The sequence below is a fragment of the Nocardia yamanashiensis NBRC 100130 genome, assembly GCF_001613325.1.
In the GTDB taxonomy this organism is placed as follows: Bacteria; Actinomycetota; Actinomycetes; order Mycobacteriales; family Mycobacteriaceae; genus Nocardia; species Nocardia yamanashiensis.
The window spans coordinates 24,848-42,024 of record NZ_BDCD01000033.1 but is presented as its reverse complement, the minus strand read 5'-3'; the positions used below and the strand labels follow the sequence as shown (position 1 = coordinate 42,024).

The window sequence follows — 17,177 nt, the reverse complement described above, 5'->3', positions numbered from 1 at the left end:
CTGGCGGTTGCTCTTCCGCGTTAAGGGCATCGCTGCGATAGCTGGCATGCGATGCCCGGCAGCGATCAAACGGCCACCGGTATTGCATACATTGCAATGTGTTTATATGTTTGAGGTTCCTTGGAAGCTCGACACCTCGCGGGAGCACGATCATGGCCCAGGCCGCACTTGCCCTCTACCTCCTCTTCGGAGCACTCGGCTTCGGGTGGCGAAGCTGGGATCAGCTCCGCCGCACAGGATCAACCGGTTTCCGAGGAATCAGCGGTCGCACCGGATCGGTCGAATGGTTCACAGGCGTAGGGTTCGTCACCGCTATCTTGCTCGGAATCGCCTCACCTGCACTGCAATTGGCTGGAGTCCTCACACCGCTGCCGCTCCTCGATGTCCCCCGGATCGCAACCGCTGGAGTCCTCGTTGCGGTCGTGGGGATCGTCGCGACGGTGTACGCACAAAACAACATGGGCGAGTCGTGGCGAATCGGAGTCAACCCAGACGAGGCAACGACCCTCGTCCGCACCGGTGTCTTCGCGCTCGCCCGCAACCCCATCTTCACGGCAATGTGCGTGTTCGCGGGCGGTATCACTCTCATGATCCCGAACCCACTCGCACTCGCCGCCCTCGCTGTCTTGGTCCTCGCGATCGAAGGGCAGGTGCGGATCGTGGAAGAGCCGTATCTCAGCCGCATTCACGGACAGGCTTACAAGGAATACACCCGACGAACGGGCCGGTTCGTCCCCCTCGTTGGACGTGTTCGACTTTGAGGTCGGTGGCGAAGTAGTCGAGCAGTGGGCCGGCGGTGAATGCCTTGGTGTCGAGGTAGCTGTCATCGACACTGACCAGTTCGGGAATGTAGGGGCTCAACGCCGTACTCATGCCCTTGACGATCTCGGGGTTCACGTCGACGAGCGACTGGGACCGGCCGCCTTCGAGGTGTAGCAGGTCAGAGCCGTGTGCACCGACGTAGTCGGCCAGGCTGGTGGCGGCTTGGCCATCACCGCGAAGATCTTTTGCGCGTTGGGCAGATTGTGCCGGTCCAGTTGGGTGGATGTGGCACTGTCGGGGTGGACACCAATACCGAAGCAGCCCAGGACTTCAACGCCAAGACCCTGCTGGCCGCCCAACAGCTCGACGCCCAGTGGCTGCAGTCGGTCCTCGACGAGGCGCGTTCGGCGATCTGCGGGTCGGCGTTGGTGGCGTCGGCGCCGATCCACGACAGCATCTTGTTGACCTGGCGGCCGTCGTCGACCCACTGGTGATGGGTGAACGCCTCGAGCACTTGATCTTTGGTCATGGACACACCCGTGGGGAGTCCGCTGCCGGTTTCGGCACCGACGGTCCCCCGCTCGGCGGATTCGGTCCGGTCGACACCGGTGACCGCAGTCGTAGGGTTCAGATCAGGGGTTTGTCCGGAGGGAGAACTCGTGTCCGTGGCGCTTCTGGTGATTGTCGCGGTGGCTTTGGCCGCGACTGTGGTAGCCGCCTCCTATGCGACCGTGGCGATCGCCTATTGGTGGGAGCAACGCGGCCTGCATACCGTTCGGCTGCCGTACAAGAAGCCGGTCGGAAGTCGAACCAAGGCCTTCCCGCACTGAGGCGCCACACCACTCACCACACTTCCCACCTCCGGGAAGGATAGCGATGTCGGGTCTCCCTACGGTTGGCCCATGCTCCAACGACGGTCTCGTTCCAGAAAGCGGCGCGCCTCGGCAGGCTTCGCCCTAGCCGCTCTTCTGCTGCTCTCGCTGTTGTCCGGAACCGGCGACGCCTCGGCCGCCGACGGCGATATGTGCGATGAACAGCAGACCACCATGGTCCAAGACGGTCGATACGCGATCCGGAACAACAACTACGGCAAGGCCAGACAGTGCATCCGGCCATATGGCAGCAGCGGATTCACCGTGACGGAATCGGCTGCGGCAGGCGGCGGGGTGGACGGAGCGCCGGTCGCGTATCCCGAGATTTTCGAAGGCTGTCATTGGAATACCTGCACGCAAGGGACGGCGCTACCGGTGAAGGTGGACCAGATCGGCAGTGTGCAATCGACCTGGGCAACCTCGAAAGACTCTGCAACGACCGGGGATTACAACATCTCCTACGACCTGTGGTTCCACTCGTCGGAAAGCCCTGCGGGACAACCTGACGGTGCCGAACTCATGCTGTGGCTCGACCGCCAGCCGCCCGGTCCGCCGCCGGCCGACAGCACGATCGCCTGGATCGCCCGCACCCAGTTCCGCGTCTGGAACAGAACCGGCACAGCCAACGGAAAGACCTGGCCGCTGATCGTCTATCAAGCCGTGAACCCCAGCAGTGCCGTCTCGGTGAACCTGCGTGAGTTCATTCGTGATGCCACGGTGCGTGGAGTGGTCAAGCAGTCGCACTATCTCGTCACCGTCGAGGCCGGATTCGAAATCTGGAGCGGCGGCCGAGGATTGCGTGTCGATGACTTCAAATCGACCGCACGCAAGGGGCATGTGGTCGGTGCCATCCGCGCCGGCGCCGCCGATACCTGTATCGAGGAAAACGGAAGTGTCCCCGGCACGGACGACAACCCGATCGTGGTCGCCCGGTGCGCCGATCGCGCCACGCAAAAGTGGACGATCGCCATGGACGGCACGATCCGTCACAACGGCATGTGCATGGGCACGACCGGAGCGAAGATCGCGCTGCATCCGTGCAACGGCTCGCCCTATCAGGTGTGGCTGCCCAGCGGATCCGGCGGACTGTGGAACCTCGGCACCATGGCCCAGAACAACAACAATGGCCTGTGCCTGCGGGACCCATCAGAAACCGGTAACCCCGGAACACAATTGGACCTGGTCAACTGCGACGGCTCCAGCAACGCCCAGCGGTGGTCTCTTCCCACCGACGTAACCGCAACAGCGGCATAGCCACACTCGAATGCGCATCACACCGATAGTGACCGTGCTCCGACCGATCCGGGGTAGACGACGGAACGCATCCGGATACCCAGACCGCAGCGGTACTCCGTGGTCTGGATCAGGACGAACTCGAACTGCTCGAACTCGAGGAGGACGACGACGAGGACGACGACTTCGAACTCGAGGAGGTGGACGAGGGCGAAGAGGACGAGGTCGTGCTCGACATCGAGTAGGACCAGGCCGTATCTGTGGCCGGCGTGAAATGGAAAGTGATGTTCAATGCGCTGTCGACGTCGATCGCGCTGATGCCGGTAATGCCCAGCTCGCGGGTCCAGTCCATAACGAGATAGGCGGGGCCGCTGCCGTTTTCGGTACCCAGCAGTGCGTAGTAGATCTCGGTGCCGTATTCATAACGGCCGGCGGGAAGCCCCAGGGTGTTCTCCCGCGCAGCCAGATACAGGGCTACCATCGCGCCGGAACCCGATGCGACACCGGACTGGCGCAGCAGTTTCAACCGTGGCACGGCGGTGGTCAACGGCGCACCCCGCCCTCCCATGGACTCCAGATATTGGAAGTAGAAGATGTCCGAGCTGCGCAGCGGCTCCTGCCTGGGATTCTCGATGGGCTTTTCCGCCGTGGACTTTTCAGCGAAGCGGTTGATGGTCGAGCACAGGATGCGATTGTTCTTGGGTTCGGGGGTGTTCTCGTAGTAGCTGCGCTCGGTGGTGGTGCCTTTCCACGATGCCACGTACGCCCCGTCGGTGACCTTGTCGTCTTTGGGTTCGTTCGTGTACTCCTTCTGGAAAATCGCCCATCTGCCATCGCGCGTTTCGACGCTGGCTTCGTCCGGTTCCTTGCCGCGCAACGCTGCCGCCTTCGCCATCAGGTCGGCACGTCGACGCCCGGCTTTCACGCACTCCTCATACTCCGGTTTCAGCGTCTTCAGCCTCTCAGCGCGTGCCTCGGACGCCGACGGCGCGACGTCCATCGGCGGAGGCGGGGGTGCATCGGAGGTGGCTGTTGTTTCCTCGGTGGATTCTGGCGTCTCCGGGGAGGTCATCTGTTCGTCCTGACTCTCGCACGTCGGCACCGCACCGGCGTTTCCTCAGTCTGAGCCGAACCCCGCACGCGCCCACGGATTCCCGCAGACCTGGCATCAGTCGTCAGTGACCCGCAGTCTGTTTCACCCGGTCCACGCCGAACGTCCAGGCAAAGTTGATACCAACGGCCGAGGAGTTCGAGATCCACCCCCGGGGCGGTAACTACTGGTGGGAATATGCCTGCCGTCGCCATGGATACAGTTTCGAGACGTCGATTTCCACCGGCGAACACGATCATCTCCTCTATCAGCTCGCAGGTTGGCACGACGATTCGGTTCGGCTCCACCAGTATTCGTTGCACACCGTCGAACAAGAGCTCGGTTCACGCCACCGCCGGGCCATGGCGGAATTGCTGGATTCGGGGGAGTTCGTCGATGCGCCGGACTTCGAGAGGTTGATCGCCGACTGCGTTGTGCTCTATGACGCCGACGATCCGAAGACGATCGATGTGCGCACCGCGGTCGCGATCGATTTGAATAGGCGCGGCCGCCACGAGGACGCAGTCGGGCTGCTCGAACGCAGCCTGGCCGACAACAAGCGCGTTCGAGGCCTCGACAGTCGCCTGACTCTGGAAGCACGTGAGTATCTGGCATCGGTGCTGCTCAGGCTTCCCGATCGGGTGCCGGACGCTGTCGTCGTTATGGGACAGGCCCTTCGGGATCGCGAGCGCATCATCGACCTCGACGATCCGGTCGCCATCGACCTTCGCTACCGGCTGATATCGCATTACGTGGAAACCGACCGCGACGAACTGGCGATCCCACTGCTCGAGCGCGTACTCGACTCCGCCGAGCGCGTCCACGGTAAGGATCACCCCGAGACGGTCCATGCCAAAAAGGGATTGGCCGCCCTGTATCGGGGCACCAATCGCTACGCCTCGGAGATTCCGCTGCTCGCCTACGATCTGGTCGTCTGCGAGCGAGAATTGGGCCTCGACCACGACGACACCATCGAAGCGAGATTCCAACTCGCCTGGAGTTCTTGGCATTCCGGTCATCCAGAGCATGCGCTGCCGATGTTCGAACAGGTCCTGGCTGCTCACGAACGGCTACGCGGACCCGGTCACGACGACACCATTCCGGTACGCCGCATCCTGGCACACCTCTACTCCGCCACATTCGAGCAGTTCGACAAGGCCGCCGACCAGTGCGAACACCTACTCGCACACCACGAGCGGAACGACGGACCCCGCCACGACGACACCCTCGTCGTCTGCAACAACCTCGCCCACGCCTATCACCAGCTCAATCGCATTCCAGTAGCGATCGAACTGCACGAACACGTCCTCGCCATCCGCATGGACACCGTGGGATCGGACCACCCCGATACCCTGCTGACGTTGCACAATCTGGCCGCGATCTACGAACAGGTCAAACAATACGACCGCTGGGCAGACGCCTACGACCGGATCCTGGCCGTCCGTAACGCGTTGCCGGCCCGCACGATCCGCTGACACTGCTCACCCACGACAACCTGGGCGCCGCCTACAAGGCGCTGGCCCGCTACACCGACTCGATCGAACAACACAAACTCGCACTCGCCGGACGCGGCCACCTCCTGGGCCCGGACCACCCCGACACCCTCAACTCCTCCCACAACCTGGCAGCCGCCCTCTCCGCCGCCGGCCACCACGACGAGGCGATCGCCCTGGCCGCACGCACAGTCGAGGACCGAGAAAGGGTACTCGGCGCCGACCACCCGGGCGCGCTGTCGACCAGACACTTGCTCGGCGACGCCTACCACTCGGCCGGTCGCCACGACGCCGCGATCACCACCCTCACCCGCGCCCTGGCCGACCGCGTCCGAGTCTTCGGTACCGACCACCGGTACACCGCTGTCACGCGAGAAATGTTGGCGATCGCACAGCGAGCAGAAGCACGCCGGGCACAGCAGTAGCCGGAAGGGCCACTTCGAGCCACCGATGAATCGACCAGGTGTTGTCCCAGGGATCGGCGAAGCCAGCGACCGGTTCACCGAAGGCCAGTGCTATGGGTTCGGTGAACGAGCGGAACCCAGCACCCGGGGGCGTTGTTGCAAACAGCTTCGGTGTCGTCGACCAGCAGGAACTACAGTGCGGGTGACCATTCCGGCTTGCGATCGAACATCCAGCGCCGACACGATCGCGTACTCGGGGCCACACGAATGGGAGGGCGGTTCAGACGGCCCGCACGGTGGAGCTCGGGGGGTGAATGACGCCGGTGAAATTTCCGTCCGTGAGAACGTAGGTGTGCTGACGTACTGCGTCGCCCGAGTTTCCCTCGACAGTGGTGATGGTGTTGCCGTCACGAGCAACCACCACGCCGAGGTGGTTCTGGCCGGCGAAGACGACGAGGTCTCCAGGACGAGCCGCCGACACGTTGCTGTCGGCCAAGCCCTGGCGGGCGGCATCGGACCACAGGCTGGGAACGTAGTTCTTGTTGCTCCAGTCGACGTTGATGCCGGACTGCTTCCATACCCACGTAGCGAAGGACGCGCACCAGGCATCGTCGATGTTGTACGGACGGTTGACATGATTGCTGCCGGTCTCGGTGACACCGAGCTCGTTCTCAGCGAACCCTTTGATCTTGTCGACGATTCCGGCGTCCAGGGGCGGTACGTAGCTGTGCCTGGACACAAGTGCGGACTGTGGACCTGGGGCACCGCTGTAACCGTTGCCGGCCAAGGTCATGGGCATCGATTCGCGAATTTTGTCGGCATGACGCTGAATGTCGAACGCGGCGGTCCGCATTCGCTGCTCCACCGCGTGAGTGGTTCTTGCGCAGGCCGTCCGCAACGGGCCCTCCACCGATTCGGGCCAGAAGCTGCGGCCCGACGGATCGATGCTCGGGCCGGGCGTGTTCTGTGCAGCGTGGATGGTCCGCTGAAGGTTTGCGACCGCGGCTTCTATATCGACGTAGGCGTCGTCCGCTGCCGCAAAAGCACCGTAGGTCGAGCTGTCGACCCCGACGTCGTTCGTTTCCATAGAAGCTTCCAAGTCCCGCAACGCCGAGGCGGTCTGATTGTGACTGACGGTGGTCAGCGACTGGTTCTGGTCATCAACGATCTTGTTGTCTCGCAGCATCTTCGTGAACTTGGGGGCTTCGGAGGGTCTGCCGACACCCAGTTTGTCGACGTTGACCTGGATTGCCGCATGGGTGGCGCGGACCAGGCATGCGAGCGCCGCCGACGCGTACTCGGGAACCGCCAGCGCCGGCACGATCCGATAGTGGTGGACGGTAGGGCTCATCGAATTCGAGTGTTGTGTATTCCCAGAAGAGGGAATCAGAAAGCTCACCCGGAACAGAACCGTGATAGCTGCCAGACCACGTGTACGCAGCTGATGCGCACACAGCATCGTCCCGAACCGCGACGAGCAGCGACACTGCGGCCGACACAACCACTACGCCAACGTCTACCTGCCGTGGAAGAACTGCACCCTCACGTCAGCGAACTCAGGCTCCGTCTCTGCCAGTCGATCAGCAGATGCGCGAGCTCGCCTACTTCGCGGTGAAGACGACGGCTCGTCGCGCGGTGGCCGCCCGGTCGTAAAAAGCCCGCACATCTACGAAATTGCTCCAGGTGTACTCGAAGTCTTCGTCATCGAGCGCCCCGGCATAGTCCTCGCCATCGATGGCATCGAAAGCCAGCCGCATACCTTCCCGGTCCACCTCGTGAAGGGCCTTCGCTATGTCCTGCACATGATCCGCGTTCACATACACCGCGTAGTAATCGTCATGCAGGTGCCGTCCACCGATGATGGCGGGCGAGAGCGGATACTGCCCGCTACTGGGGCCGAGGGTGCCATCGGTCAAGCTGCGATGGATCGCATCCCAGGCCTTGTCGGTGTCAACTTTCAACTCGTCCTCTGCCCAGAATTCCTCCATGCCACTGAGCAACTCGTCGATCGCGTCCACGTCGTCCAGATCATCGGCGACCAATAGCGCCCGCTCCTGCTCCGCGGTAATCGCGAAGTGCACTCCCAACATGGATTCGACGGTATCCGAAAGAGCCAACACGGGCTCGGTCAGCACACAGCGCACGTGCGAGCATTGCGTGGACATCCGCCGGTGTTCGTGCTGCCCGCGTCATCGTGATCGTCACGGCACATTGGTTGTGGGCGTGATTTCGTGATCTGGGACGAGAGGCTTTCTGCCCCTTGATCTTCAAGCCCGCTGTCCGGTCCTTTCCAGACCCCGATATCGACCGAGCTATGTCATGGATGACTGGGCCGCACAAGCCACGAATACCGTTGGTGGGCAACGCATCCGGCACGGGCGTACACGGCTCATTACCCGAGGTCGGTGGCGGTGCCGCGCAGCTGGGTGAAGTACTCGGCCAGCAGGTTGTGTTCCTCGAATCCCAAATGAATGCCAGCGACGTCGGTGGCGCCGAACCACCCCAGCCGCTGGCCTTCGGTGAGCACGAGCTGATCAAGATCCAGAGCGTCTCACCGGGCTCGATGTGCCCGCCAGGCAGTGCCCAGGAGTTCAGGAACGGAAAATCGGGCATGTCATCTCGCAGGATCAGCAGAATCTGGCCGCGAGGGTTGGTGATGATGACGCACCTTCCATACCAGCAGCCATGCGGAAGTTCATCCACCGATGCTCGGATGATCACAAAGACGATCGCTACCAGGGTTGCCTGCACGCAGAATGTAGATCGGCGGCCGGAAGTTGTTGCCCCGATGTTCAGCCAGCAGTCGTCGCAGGGCCGAGGTGGTGGCTGGATCGACCGCGGAAACCATCTCGGCGACCCTGCGCAACGTCAACGCATCAACCCCACGGGCCAGTGTGGCCTCGACTTGGCGATCGATTATCTCTAACGATTCAACAGACGGCTCAACAACTTTGGACCGATCCTCGACGGAACGCCGACGCTCGATGTCCAATTCACTGCGGCCACCGCGGCGGTCACGAAGCAGTTGTTCAGCTTCCTCGAAGCTCTCGGTCGAAACCAGCCCGGCCGCCAGCGATGTCTCCAGCAAGGCTGGCGCCTCGACCTCGAACACCCGGGGCACGATGTCGCTGAGCTGAATGAGTGACCGACGTTGCGTCTCAACCACACCGCGCCAGCCACCAGCCGCCGTCGCCAGCAACGCGGTGGCCTCGGAGGGATGCCAGGACCAGATTCCGTGATAGGGGGCTACGTCGTCCGCGGTGAGGTGGCCGACTTCGTGTCCGTGAAGGTCGTCGAGTCGGGCCAATACCTCTACGATCGACAACTCTCCGTCGACCGCCGGGCCGGCAACCAAAACGCGTGTGGGGAGGCCGGATTCGAACGCTGCAGCAAGTGCTAGGGAGTCGGCCAGCGGACTGTTCAGCCCCGGCTCGCGCCCTTTGGCCAGGATGTCACCGCCCACATCGACAACCAGCAGTTCGTCCGCGTCGAATGCCTTTGCTGCACGCGTCATGAGCGCCGCCATACCAGTCGCGCCACCTTCTGCGTCCAACAGCACCAATGGCAACTCGATGCAGGTCGACAGTCGCGGCAGCGTGGACATTCCGTTCCGGAGGGTGGCCGACGGTGTCACTATCGCAACACCGTCACGATCGGTGAGCCCTTCGAAGTCGGCCGGACATCGTGGGCCCGGCGCAGGATCGATCATGAAGCGGTCCCACGAGTAGCTCATGATGGCGGTGACCTGAAGACCTGGTATTGAACGTGCGAGTATGGCAGCGGTTACTGCATCACCACCCCCGCCAGCTGCGATTGCGAGCGATCTCGTCATTACCGCGAATTCGGTCCTCTCCCGGCCTCGTACACTGGCCAGTGGCTTATGGTACTCACGGAGGAATGCAGCGGTTGCCCGAAATCGAAGAGGTACTCCCTAAGTATCTGCAGATCGCCGGCTACCTGCGCGATCAGATCGTCCGCGGTGATCTGCCGCCGGGCGCGGAAGTCCCGTCTGAACGCGAGCTTGCGGCGGTATGGAAAGTGGCGCGCCCCACGGCAGCCAAGGCGCTGCAGGCACTACGACAGCAGGGACTGGTGCAGAGCAAACGCGGGTCGGGGACATTCGTCCAGCATTTGGGTTCCGCGCCGCGGGCACGCGAACGGTTCGAACGTGCCTCCGCGCTGGGGACGATGTACTCCGACACCGAGCGAGTCGATTTCCCGTATGTCGGGATAGTCGACGCGCCAGAGCATGTCACGACGTCGCTGGCGCTTGATCCTGGTGAGCAGGCGCTTCGTCGTTGCCGCGTCATCCGTAATCAGGTGAGCGGGCCGACCGAGTTGTCCACTTCCTGGTTTCCGGCGCGCTTCGCTCATTCCGCTCCCCGACTCGCTGTGCCAGAGCGCGTACGCGGCGGCACATTGCCTTACCTTTCCGAGGTCCTGGACGAACGCAACCTCTACGCTCGGGATCAGGTGTCGTCGCGCCTCGCGACCGAGCAGGAACGCCACACACTTGATCTTCCCAATCCGTCTGCCGTGCTTGTGTATTGGCTCGTCGCATACACTTCTGAAGACCATCCGATCCAGTTCGATGAGGCTGTCTACCCTCCGCAACGATGGGCGTTCCGCCAGGAGTACCCGATCACTACCTAACCCTCGGTCGGCACCTCTCTCGATCGGAAGTTTTCCGATTTTCCCAAAGTGGACTATGCCACTTACATTTCAAGTGGCATAGTCCACTTGCAAGGTTGCCTCAGCGCCGAGCAGCGACAACCGACGACGAGGGGAGCTCCCATGGCGTTGACCGAGCATGAAGCCAAAGTGCTTGCCGCGCTCGCCATTCTGGAACCCACCGGGTCACTGACCGTGAATGAGCTGTGCCATCACGCCAGGCTCACCGCGACCGCCGTACGCCACGCACTGCTGCGACTCTCACGCGACGGCCTGGCCATGAAAACCAAGCAGGCACCTAGCCGGTATCGATCGACGAGCCGCGGCTCAGTAGCGATCCGGCGACCGGTCTACCGCCAGTTCGGAGGACGCCGGTGACCCCTCCTGCCACCAAACACACTCGTCGAACTTGCCGTGGCGTCTCATCGCCACCGAGACCGCCGAAGAAGTGGCGTCGTCAAACCCGACGACCAGACAAGGCTCTGCCCAACGACTACCAACAGCGCGAACGTCGATGACTACTGCGCTGCTACCGGACATGCATGCACCGTCCACCACCAGACAAAGCACGAAGGGTGAACCATGGCCACGCCTTTGATACTGCCGTCTGTCGTCGGATTCATCTGCCCGGGCACGCCCGGCGCCGACTGGGAAAAGGATTCGGCCGAGATCCACAGTGTGGCAATCAAGCTCGGCTGCGTCGTCGCGGCGATCGTCTACGACATTCCAGGACGCTACCTGCCCTTCGGGCGCATCACGAGTACGGCGTGGAGCGCCGATTCCATTGCCGTAATCGTGCCCAACGATCGTCATCTGAGCGCCGGCGAGGTCGATGACCTGCTCGCCGTCGGAGATGTGATCTTCATCGAATCCGCCAAGCGGCACACCGCGATCGGCAGAGAAGTCAAGGTAACCGACCTCTGGAACAGCGGGCCCGTCGGCACATCGAGTACCGACCGGTAATCGGGCTCCATCGAGTATTCCGACGGTTCTCTTCAAAATCACTTCGCGACCTTTATGCGTTCTGCCGCAACGGGATTCATTCACTCAGGCAGGTGGCCGCCACCGGGAGTAGCAGTTCTGGCATGCCGACCGAAACCATTTGGAAGACAACGAGATCGTCGCTGCGGGCCAGCATCGCGTAGGCAGGGCAGAAGATCGTCTTTCGCACGAGCACTACCCGTCCTTGGTTCACAATCGGGTAGCGGGCAAGCTGCGAAGCGCCTGACATTCCTGCATTCCCGCAAATAGATCGTCCTCACGGCCGTCGTCTCCGACCGGGCCGCTACGCCCGCGGACAAGAACATAGTGCTCCTCGCTCAGGAGCGGCTGCGCAATGTTATTGGAAAGACTCACAGCGCTGCCCAGCGGAGACACCCGAATCTGAGTCGCGTGTGCACAGAGCGCAGCCCGCTTGGCATCCAGCACACTGGCCACGTTGATGGTTGCCGTCACGAGGTTCGCGTCGGCCCCGGTCATTTCGCCGGATGTAGGCAGGCGTGAGTGTGGCGGTAGAGCACGACCGGGCTGTGCTATCGCCAGGCGGCGCAGCTCTCTTGTCTGTTGTTGCAGGACCTCGAGATTCGTAACTGTCCAGTAGAGTTTGGGAACGTCCCATCCAGCTCTGACGGCCTCCTCTACGGCCATCATCGTGATCCGATGAGCATGGATGTGGTCCGGGTGCCCGTAACCGCCATTTGGGTCGTAGCCGATCACTACCTGTGGCTGTAACCTCACGATCACCTCTACCAGTTGTTCGACCGCCGCGGAGCCTGACTTCACGAAAGCACGTGGGTGCCCGGCTGTTTCGGATTCACGAGGGTCTGACATCGACCCCGCCATACCTGAGTCTCGCCATCGGCCGGCACCACCGAGAAAGAGCGGCGGGCCCGCGCCGAGCGCGGCGAGCGCGGTGCCTAGTTCCCCGATCCGATAGCCACCGAGTTGATCGGCAGATCCACTGACCAGTTGTGACCACTGGTCCCCGATAACCTCGCCTTCCTCGCCCAGGGTGCAGGTAACCACGGTCACCGGGACGCCGCGCCGCCGGTAGAGGGCTATCGTGCCGCCGGTAGCGATAGATTCGTCGTCCGGGTGCGCGTGAACGAGGAGCAATCCGCCTTTCACGATTTCCTCCGGCATAGGGACCGTCATCCGAATACCGGCATCTCGGTACGAGTCTTCTGATATTCGAAAAGATATGGATACGAAACCAGTGTGGAAATCGCATCGAAGATTTCAGCGGCCTCCGGGCCGGCCGGAACTCGCGAGATCGCCGGACCGAAAAAGGGGTTTCCGTTGATACGGATGGTAGGAGCTCCCGAGGTCGATCCGTCATCGTCGCTACGAGCCGTGTGGCTGGCCCTGATGCGCGCGTCGTGCTCGACTGCCTGCGCGTGCAGAAGGAGCTCTTCGGACATTTCGCAGCTTCGTAGGCACTCCCCGATGATCTCGATCGTTTCGGAACGACTCTTGCGCTCGTGTAGGTGCGAACCGATAGCGTTGTAAAGGTGCCGAAGGCCTCGCTGTCCGTGAAGGTCCTCAACTGCAATCAATACTCGGAGGTACGGCCACGAACCGGCGACAATGCTGCGGACAGGCTCCGGAAGTTCCTTACCCTCGTTCAATACCGCAAGACTCATGACGTGAAACGATAGATCTATATCACGCTCGGGTTCGACGGCTTGAATCCACCGTGCCGCAGCCCAGCACCACGGGCTGACCGGATCGAACCAGAACTGCACTCTGTCTGCCACTTTTTCACCCTCCACTAGTTAATATCCTACGCCTCGACGCCAGTGTAAACGGAAATGTAATTGCCCCGCTCGGGATGAAATGGCAGAGGCAATGTCATGTAACCGTTTCCGGCATCCTGAACATAACTCAGGTAGGCATTGTCGAGGTCTTGAGCGTTGTCCGCAACAACAATGGCGTTTGTCGCGAGATTTGGTTCCAGAAGCCGGAGAACCGGCAGGTAGAGGTGATAAGCCCCGTCTAACAGTAGGAGGTCGATCGGGCCTCCTACGCCGCCCCGAAGAGTCTCACGAGCGTCACCGACGCGGACTTCAGCTAAGTCGCCCAGGCCGGCTGCCTCGAGATTCTCTACAGCTTTCACCGCCTTGACCGACTCCAATTCGGTGCCGATGAACTTGCCGCCGCCATTGTCCTTCAGGGCGCAAGTGAGATAGATCGACGATATGCCGAAGGAAGTGCCGAATTCCACAATCCGCTCTGCCCGCATTCCGCGAGCGCAGAGATAGAGGAACTTCCCCATATTCGGATCTATGTTGAGAAAATTGTCGATCTGATCATGGCAGAGCTTCCTGAAGTCACATCGATCGTCTTGCAGCATTTGCTCGACAGAGTAGGAGCCATCAGCGAACGAGTCATGCAACGGCTTGTCTGCCACATTCGCCTGACCGATCAACCGATCGAGAACCTCCGCCACAGGCGAGGTTGTCAAAGAGTTCACTATTCCCCCTTCTATTTTCGAATATGGTTCCGAATCATAATCCGATATCCGCGGGGTTCAACGCCGCATATCCGTTCCGCACGCGCCGCCACACCGAGGCGGTCGCATCTGCGCCTTCAGTCTTGAGGATCGATGCGAGATATATGTCGATGGCATCGGATGCCCAGGCGGAATGTCCGGTAGATACGTTGTCGATTGTACTGTGAATATCGATGAATCGGGTATCGAACTTGTGCGCGGAATGCGCGCGCCGCATTCGGCGATATGTCCCGCCAACGCCCGATAGTTCGATCGCCAGGTTCAGTCCGAGTAGCTCCGGCGTGAACGTCAACGGGAATCTACTCAAGCTAAGCCAGTAGACCGGCACCGCAAACGAAGAGTCTTTGAATCGGTCCCATTCCGAGAATTCCTTCGAAGCCGTCGGCGGGGCGTCGATGCCCATCTCGCCGAGCAGCTGGCGGTATATCAACGGATGATTGAGCCTCAATTCACTGTTGCCAAGTTCATCCCAGTATGTCGCGAACAAGGAGAAACCGATCTCCGTGCTGGCTAGGGAGTAGTCGGTGAATCCCTGCAGCCAGGCACCGTCGATCAGAATCATCGGTGCCAGCTGAATCGATTCTTCCACCAACTCTTCTCGCGTCGGCAGTGGCTCATCGGTCTGCTCGTACTCCAGCGCATGGCGATCGTGCTGGTCCAGCAACCACGGTCTGAGCCCGACCGAGTCCCAGACCTTAGGCAGGTGCACTTCGGTGTCACGTGCGCGATCCAGCCAGCAGCGGACGTAGTCCATGGCGTAGTCGTTCAGTGCCACCGACTGCCGGCGGGAATGAAGGAGGTAGTAGGCCTCGCGAAGACCACGCGGCGGCTCTCCTTGCTCAGGAGGTGAGTACAGCCCGTCGATCGGGACCGCAGTCGTCGGGTGGTTCTCGCTCATAATGGTATCCGGCTCAGAATCGCCGGTCGGTAGTGCCGAGATCCATCGTCGAATAGTCGATAGGTCCTCCTCGGTAAACACTCGGAACATGCGGCCCCGCTCGGCCACCAGAGTGGTGACGAGCGGACTGGCCTCGGGTCGTCCCGGCCGGATCAACCTGCTGGTGGCAAGTGCACGTACGAACGGAGCCGGATCAGTTCTGGCCTGCTTGAACCAGTCCGACAGCGAACGCCCGGCCAGCCGGAAATCATGGTGATAGACGTAGGCTTCCCGGGCGCGCGAGCGGACCAGTTCAGCCATTTCCACTGCGGGGTCGAGCATTCGGACCAGCTCGTCGAACAGCAACGTGCTCCACCGTTCGAGTTCGGCCAGCGCCCAAGCGAATCCGTGCCGCACCGGAGTCGAATCCGTCGAGTTCTCGGTTATGACGGTCACGATGGCGGCGCTGCGATCGACAGGAAGCTGAGATTCCGATGACCGTGCCGTGCTGAGGTCGATACGTTGCCAGTCGGCCGGAACGACCCCGCCCGATTGCACCGCAGCCAAGGGTGGGAGCAAGGCGACAGTGCGCAAGCACAAATCGACGCCCATGAGCTCGCCCGCGAACTCTTCGGGTTTGCGGCTCATCAGTAACAGTCGAGCGGCGAAGTCGAAGGCGTATCCGGGGATTCGAGAATCGGCCGGGAGCCGAGATACCGGCTCGGCGTACTCGGATATCTGCAGCGATCGCATCAATCCGAGGTATGCGTCGCCGCGTGAACGTCTCGGCCGACCGGCTCCCACATCATCGGCGTAGAGCGCCAGTATTCTCAGCGCGAGATCGTCCTCGCAGGTTCCGGATCGGTTCAGCCACTGCAGCCATGCACCCGCCATCAAACTGATGGGTGCGCAGCCCAGGACGATCCGACGAACGAACCCCTCGGTTACACCTCGATCGGTTGCAGTGTCCAAAAGTTCACGATAGCGGCCGCTTTCGCGCTTCCCCCACTCCGCGGTCCGTCGAATCAGCTCGTCGAGATCATTGGAGTCGCCGATGGCGACCAGCCGGTCACGCAGCCCAGAGACCAACGGCTGTTGGGGGAACTGATATTCGGGGTCGACCGCAATTCCGTAGGCCGAGCGGGCATCGGCAGCGTCGCCAGCCGGGGGTTCCGTCCCGGTGGGCAGAGCTGAGCCGAAGGGGTGCATTTCGTACTCTCCCTCTGGTTTCGATCACAGTCCGTGTCGGCGATCACCGAGGACGAGTTCTGATACCCGCCGCTCCATCTCGTTCGAGAAGACATCGCCGTACGAACGCTGACTCGCGACCGCACGATCGATCTCCGCGGCCAGCAGATAGTGATTGACGGCAACCGCCGCCATGTAGGCGCCGCCCGCCGCACTGACGATCTGCGCCGGCGAATCGACGACATTGCCGCTCGCCCACACCCCGGGAACACTGGTCGCACCGGTCGAATCGATACGGACCCAACCGTTTTCGCCGAGCTCGCACCCCAGGTTCTTCAGCAGGGTGTCACTCGGCCGGAACTGCGGCCCGATGAAGATGATCGTGCGAGGCACCACTGACCCGCCACTCATCCCGACGCCGGTGATCCGGTCATCGGACAGTTCGAGGTGTTCTACCGATCCCTCGCTGATTCGCACGCCGAACGCGAGCATTCGTTCGCGCTCCTCGCTCGTGAGCTCGATCCCGTTGGGGAAGAACACGACATCGTTGGACCATTTGCGCACGAGCATCGCCTGGTGCACGGAGAACGGCCGATTCTTCCCGCCGATCACCCCGATCGCGCTGTCGCGAACCTCGTAACCGTGGCAGTACGGGCAATGCAGGACATCGCGGCCCCACCGGTCAGGTACTCCCATGATGTCGGGAAGATCATCGCGAAGCCCCGTTGCGACCAGGACGGCCGAGGTGGTCAGCAGCCGGCCATCGTTCAAGCTCACCGAGAATTCGCCCGCGGCGGTCCGCTCGATTGCCTCTACGGCGCCTTCCCACAGTTCACCGCCATAGGTCTTAACCTCGGCTCGGCCCACCTGCAAAAGTTCCTGCGGGTCCATGCCGTCACGGGACAGGTAGCCGTGCAGGTGCGCTGAAGCCGCGTTGCGCGGTTCACCGGCATCGACAACGACGACATGTCGGCGGGCTCTCGCCAGCACCAGTGCCGCCTGCAGGCCGGCCGGGCCGGCACCGACTACAACTACCTCACAGCGCATTTCATGTACTCCCATCGATTGTTGGTCCG

20 protein-coding genes and 1 pseudogene are annotated in these 17,177 nt (G+C 61.9%); 9 read left to right on the top strand and 12 right to left on the bottom strand.

Going from position 1 to position 17,177, the window contains the following annotated elements; genetic code table 11:
* Positions 1 to 152: 152 nt before the first annotated feature.
* The 4 genes from NY1_RS33360 (at position 153) to NY1_RS33345 (ending at position 2,888) form a co-directional block, all read left to right on the top strand.
* Positions 153 to 761, top strand: a complete 609-nt coding sequence (locus tag NY1_RS33360; protein ID WP_067721137.1) for a methyltransferase family protein — start codon at positions 153 to 155, stop codon at positions 759 to 761.
* A gap of 300 nt (positions 762 to 1,061) precedes the next feature.
* A complete protein-coding gene (locus tag NY1_RS33350; protein ID WP_067721135.1) occupies positions 1,062 to 1,256 on the top strand; it encodes a hypothetical protein in 195 nt (64 codons plus the stop codon).
* A 165-nt stretch (positions 1,257 to 1,421) separates the two neighbouring features.
* Positions 1,422 to 1,592 (top strand): hypothetical protein, encoded by a 171-nt coding sequence (locus tag NY1_RS43245; RefSeq protein WP_157762611.1) that lies wholly within the window; start codon positions 1,422 to 1,424, stop codon positions 1,590 to 1,592.
* Between the two features lie 72 nt (positions 1,593 to 1,664).
* Positions 1,665 to 2,888 (top strand): ricin-type beta-trefoil lectin domain protein, encoded by a 1,224-nt coding sequence (locus NY1_RS33345; protein ID WP_084535834.1) that lies wholly within the window; start codon positions 1,665 to 1,667, stop codon positions 2,886 to 2,888.
* 109 nt (positions 2,889 to 2,997) lie between these two features.
* Here the strand turns inward: NY1_RS33345 and NY1_RS44105 are convergent, their stop codons facing one another.
* Positions 2,998 to 3,939, bottom strand: coding sequence for a hypothetical protein (locus tag NY1_RS44105; protein ID WP_176581979.1), 942 nt, complete (start codon positions 3,937 to 3,939; stop codon positions 2,998 to 3,000).
* Positions 3,940 to 4,319: 380 nt separating this feature from the next.
* On the opposite strand from NY1_RS44105, the gene NY1_RS33335 reads away from it, so the two are divergent.
* Both NY1_RS33335 and NY1_RS45465 read left to right on the top strand, forming a co-directional pair.
* Positions 4,320 to 5,432: a tetratricopeptide repeat protein gene (locus NY1_RS33335; RefSeq protein ID WP_157762610.1), complete on the top strand. Its 1,113-nt coding sequence runs from the start codon at positions 4,320 to 4,322 to the stop codon at positions 5,430 to 5,432.
* The gene (locus NY1_RS45465) at positions 5,429 to 5,875 is read left to right on the top strand and encodes a tetratricopeptide repeat protein (RefSeq protein WP_084535861.1); all 447 of its coding nucleotides are present in this window, start codon (positions 5,429 to 5,431) and stop codon (positions 5,873 to 5,875) included. Before NY1_RS33335 ends, NY1_RS45465 begins: the two co-directional genes overlap by 4 nt.
* 259 nt (positions 5,876 to 6,134) lie before the next feature.
* Here NY1_RS45465 and NY1_RS33330 read toward each other — a convergent pair whose 3' ends face one another.
* The 5 genes and pseudogenes from NY1_RS33330 to NY1_RS33320 form a co-directional block, all read right to left on the bottom strand.
* Positions 6,135 to 7,205 (bottom strand): CHAP domain-containing protein, encoded by a 1,071-nt coding sequence (locus NY1_RS33330; protein WP_169815432.1) that lies wholly within the window; start codon positions 7,203 to 7,205, stop codon positions 6,135 to 6,137.
* 250 nt (positions 7,206 to 7,455) lie between these two features.
* Positions 7,456 to 7,989 (bottom strand): YfbM family protein, encoded by a 534-nt coding sequence (locus NY1_RS33325; protein WP_233434597.1) that lies wholly within the window; start codon positions 7,987 to 7,989, stop codon positions 7,456 to 7,458.
* Between the two features lie 257 nt (positions 7,990 to 8,246).
* Positions 8,247 to 8,381, bottom strand: coding sequence for a hypothetical protein (locus NY1_RS45230; protein WP_267888478.1), 135 nt, complete (start codon positions 8,379 to 8,381; stop codon positions 8,247 to 8,249).
* A 26-nt stretch (positions 8,382 to 8,407) separates the two neighbouring features.
* Positions 8,408 to 8,557, bottom strand: a pseudogene (locus NY1_RS45460) (NUDIX domain-containing protein); the annotation flags it as partial.
* A complete protein-coding gene (locus NY1_RS33320) occupies positions 8,550 to 9,686 on the bottom strand; it encodes a DUF1152 domain-containing protein (RefSeq protein ID WP_084535830.1) in 1,137 nt (378 codons plus the stop codon). The pseudogene NY1_RS45460 and the gene NY1_RS33320, both read right to left, overlap by 8 nt.
* A gap of 74 nt (positions 9,687 to 9,760) precedes the next feature.
* Between NY1_RS33320 and NY1_RS33315 the strand changes: the two genes are divergently transcribed.
* From NY1_RS33315 to NY1_RS33310, 3 genes are all read left to right on the top strand, one after another.
* Complete coding sequence (locus NY1_RS33315; protein WP_067721199.1) at positions 9,761 to 10,507, top strand: GntR family transcriptional regulator; 747 nt, start codon at positions 9,761 to 9,763, stop codon at positions 10,505 to 10,507.
* A gap of 141 nt (positions 10,508 to 10,648) precedes the next feature.
* The gene (locus NY1_RS43230; protein WP_157762609.1) at positions 10,649 to 10,903 is read left to right on the top strand and encodes a helix-turn-helix domain-containing protein; all 255 of its coding nucleotides are present in this window, start codon (positions 10,649 to 10,651) and stop codon (positions 10,901 to 10,903) included.
* A 204-nt stretch (positions 10,904 to 11,107) separates the two neighbouring features.
* Positions 11,108 to 11,488, top strand: a complete 381-nt coding sequence (locus NY1_RS33310; protein ID WP_067721128.1) for a hypothetical protein — start codon at positions 11,108 to 11,110, stop codon at positions 11,486 to 11,488.
* Positions 11,489 to 11,564: 76 nt separating this feature from the next.
* Here the strand turns inward: NY1_RS33310 and NY1_RS43225 are convergent, their stop codons facing one another.
* From NY1_RS43225 to NY1_RS33285, 6 genes are read right to left on the bottom strand one after another with little or no spacing between them, the layout of a single operon-like run.
* A complete protein-coding gene (locus tag NY1_RS43225; protein ID WP_157762608.1) occupies positions 11,565 to 11,702 on the bottom strand; it encodes a hypothetical protein in 138 nt (45 codons plus the stop codon).
* Between the two features lie 14 nt (positions 11,703 to 11,716).
* Complete coding sequence (gene mshB, locus NY1_RS33305; RefSeq protein WP_067721198.1) at positions 11,717 to 12,667, bottom strand: N-acetyl-1-D-myo-inositol-2-amino-2-deoxy-alpha-D-glucopyranoside deacetylase; 951 nt, start codon at positions 12,665 to 12,667, stop codon at positions 11,717 to 11,719.
* An 8-nt stretch (positions 12,668 to 12,675) separates the two neighbouring features.
* Complete coding sequence (locus tag NY1_RS33300; RefSeq protein ID WP_157762607.1) at positions 12,676 to 13,281, bottom strand: mycothiol-dependent nitroreductase Rv2466c family protein; 606 nt, start codon at positions 13,279 to 13,281, stop codon at positions 12,676 to 12,678.
* Between the two features lie 26 nt (positions 13,282 to 13,307).
* Positions 13,308 to 13,997 carry an O-methyltransferase gene (locus NY1_RS33295; protein WP_067721126.1) on the bottom strand — a complete coding sequence of 230 codons (690 nt, stop codon included), beginning with the start codon at positions 13,995 to 13,997 and terminating at the stop codon, positions 13,308 to 13,310.
* A gap of 34 nt (positions 13,998 to 14,031) precedes the next feature.
* Complete coding sequence (locus NY1_RS33290) at positions 14,032 to 16,122, bottom strand: iron-containing redox enzyme family protein (protein ID WP_067721125.1); 2,091 nt, start codon at positions 16,120 to 16,122, stop codon at positions 14,032 to 14,034.
* Positions 16,123 to 16,146: 24 nt separating this feature from the next.
* Positions 16,147 to 17,163: an NAD(P)/FAD-dependent oxidoreductase gene (locus NY1_RS33285; RefSeq protein ID WP_233434596.1), complete on the bottom strand. Its 1,017-nt coding sequence runs from the start codon at positions 17,161 to 17,163 to the stop codon at positions 16,147 to 16,149.
* Between the last annotated feature and the right edge of the window lie 14 nt (positions 17,164 to 17,177).

Excerpts from the sequence above, each read along its gene's own strand:
- NY1_RS33360 (WP_067721137.1), top strand. The coding sequence starts at position 153 with ATGGCCCAGGCCGCACTTGCCCTCTACCTCCTCTTCGGAGCACTCGGC.
- NY1_RS33345 (WP_084535834.1), top strand. The coding sequence starts at position 1,665 with ATGCTCCAACGACGGTCTCGTTCCAGAAAGCGGCGCGCCTCGGCAGGC.
- NY1_RS44105 (WP_176581979.1), bottom strand. The coding sequence starts at position 3,939 with ATGACCTCCCCGGAGACGCCAGAATCCACCGAGGAAACAACAGCCACC.
- NY1_RS33335 (WP_157762610.1), top strand. The coding sequence starts at position 4,320 with ATGGCGGAATTGCTGGATTCGGGGGAGTTCGTCGATGCGCCGGACTTC.
- NY1_RS33330 (WP_169815432.1), bottom strand. The coding sequence starts at position 7,205 with ATGAGCCCTACCGTCCACCACTATCGGATCGTGCCGGCGCTGGCGGTT.
- NY1_RS33320 (WP_084535830.1), bottom strand. The coding sequence starts at position 9,686 with ATGACGAGATCGCTCGCAATCGCAGCTGGCGGGGGTGGTGATGCAGTA.
- NY1_RS43230 (WP_157762609.1), top strand. The coding sequence starts at position 10,649 with ATGGCGTTGACCGAGCATGAAGCCAAAGTGCTTGCCGCGCTCGCCATT.
- NY1_RS33310 (WP_067721128.1), top strand. The coding sequence starts at position 11,108 with ATGGCCACGCCTTTGATACTGCCGTCTGTCGTCGGATTCATCTGCCCG.
- mshB (WP_067721198.1), bottom strand. The coding sequence starts at position 12,667 with ATGCCGGAGGAAATCGTGAAAGGCGGATTGCTCCTCGTTCACGCGCAC.
- NY1_RS33290 (WP_067721125.1), bottom strand. The coding sequence starts at position 16,122 with ATGCACCCCTTCGGCTCAGCTCTGCCCACCGGGACGGAACCCCCGGCT.
- NY1_RS33285 (WP_233434596.1), bottom strand. The coding sequence starts at position 17,163 with ATGGGAGTACATGAAATGCGCTGTGAGGTAGTTGTAGTCGGTGCCGGC.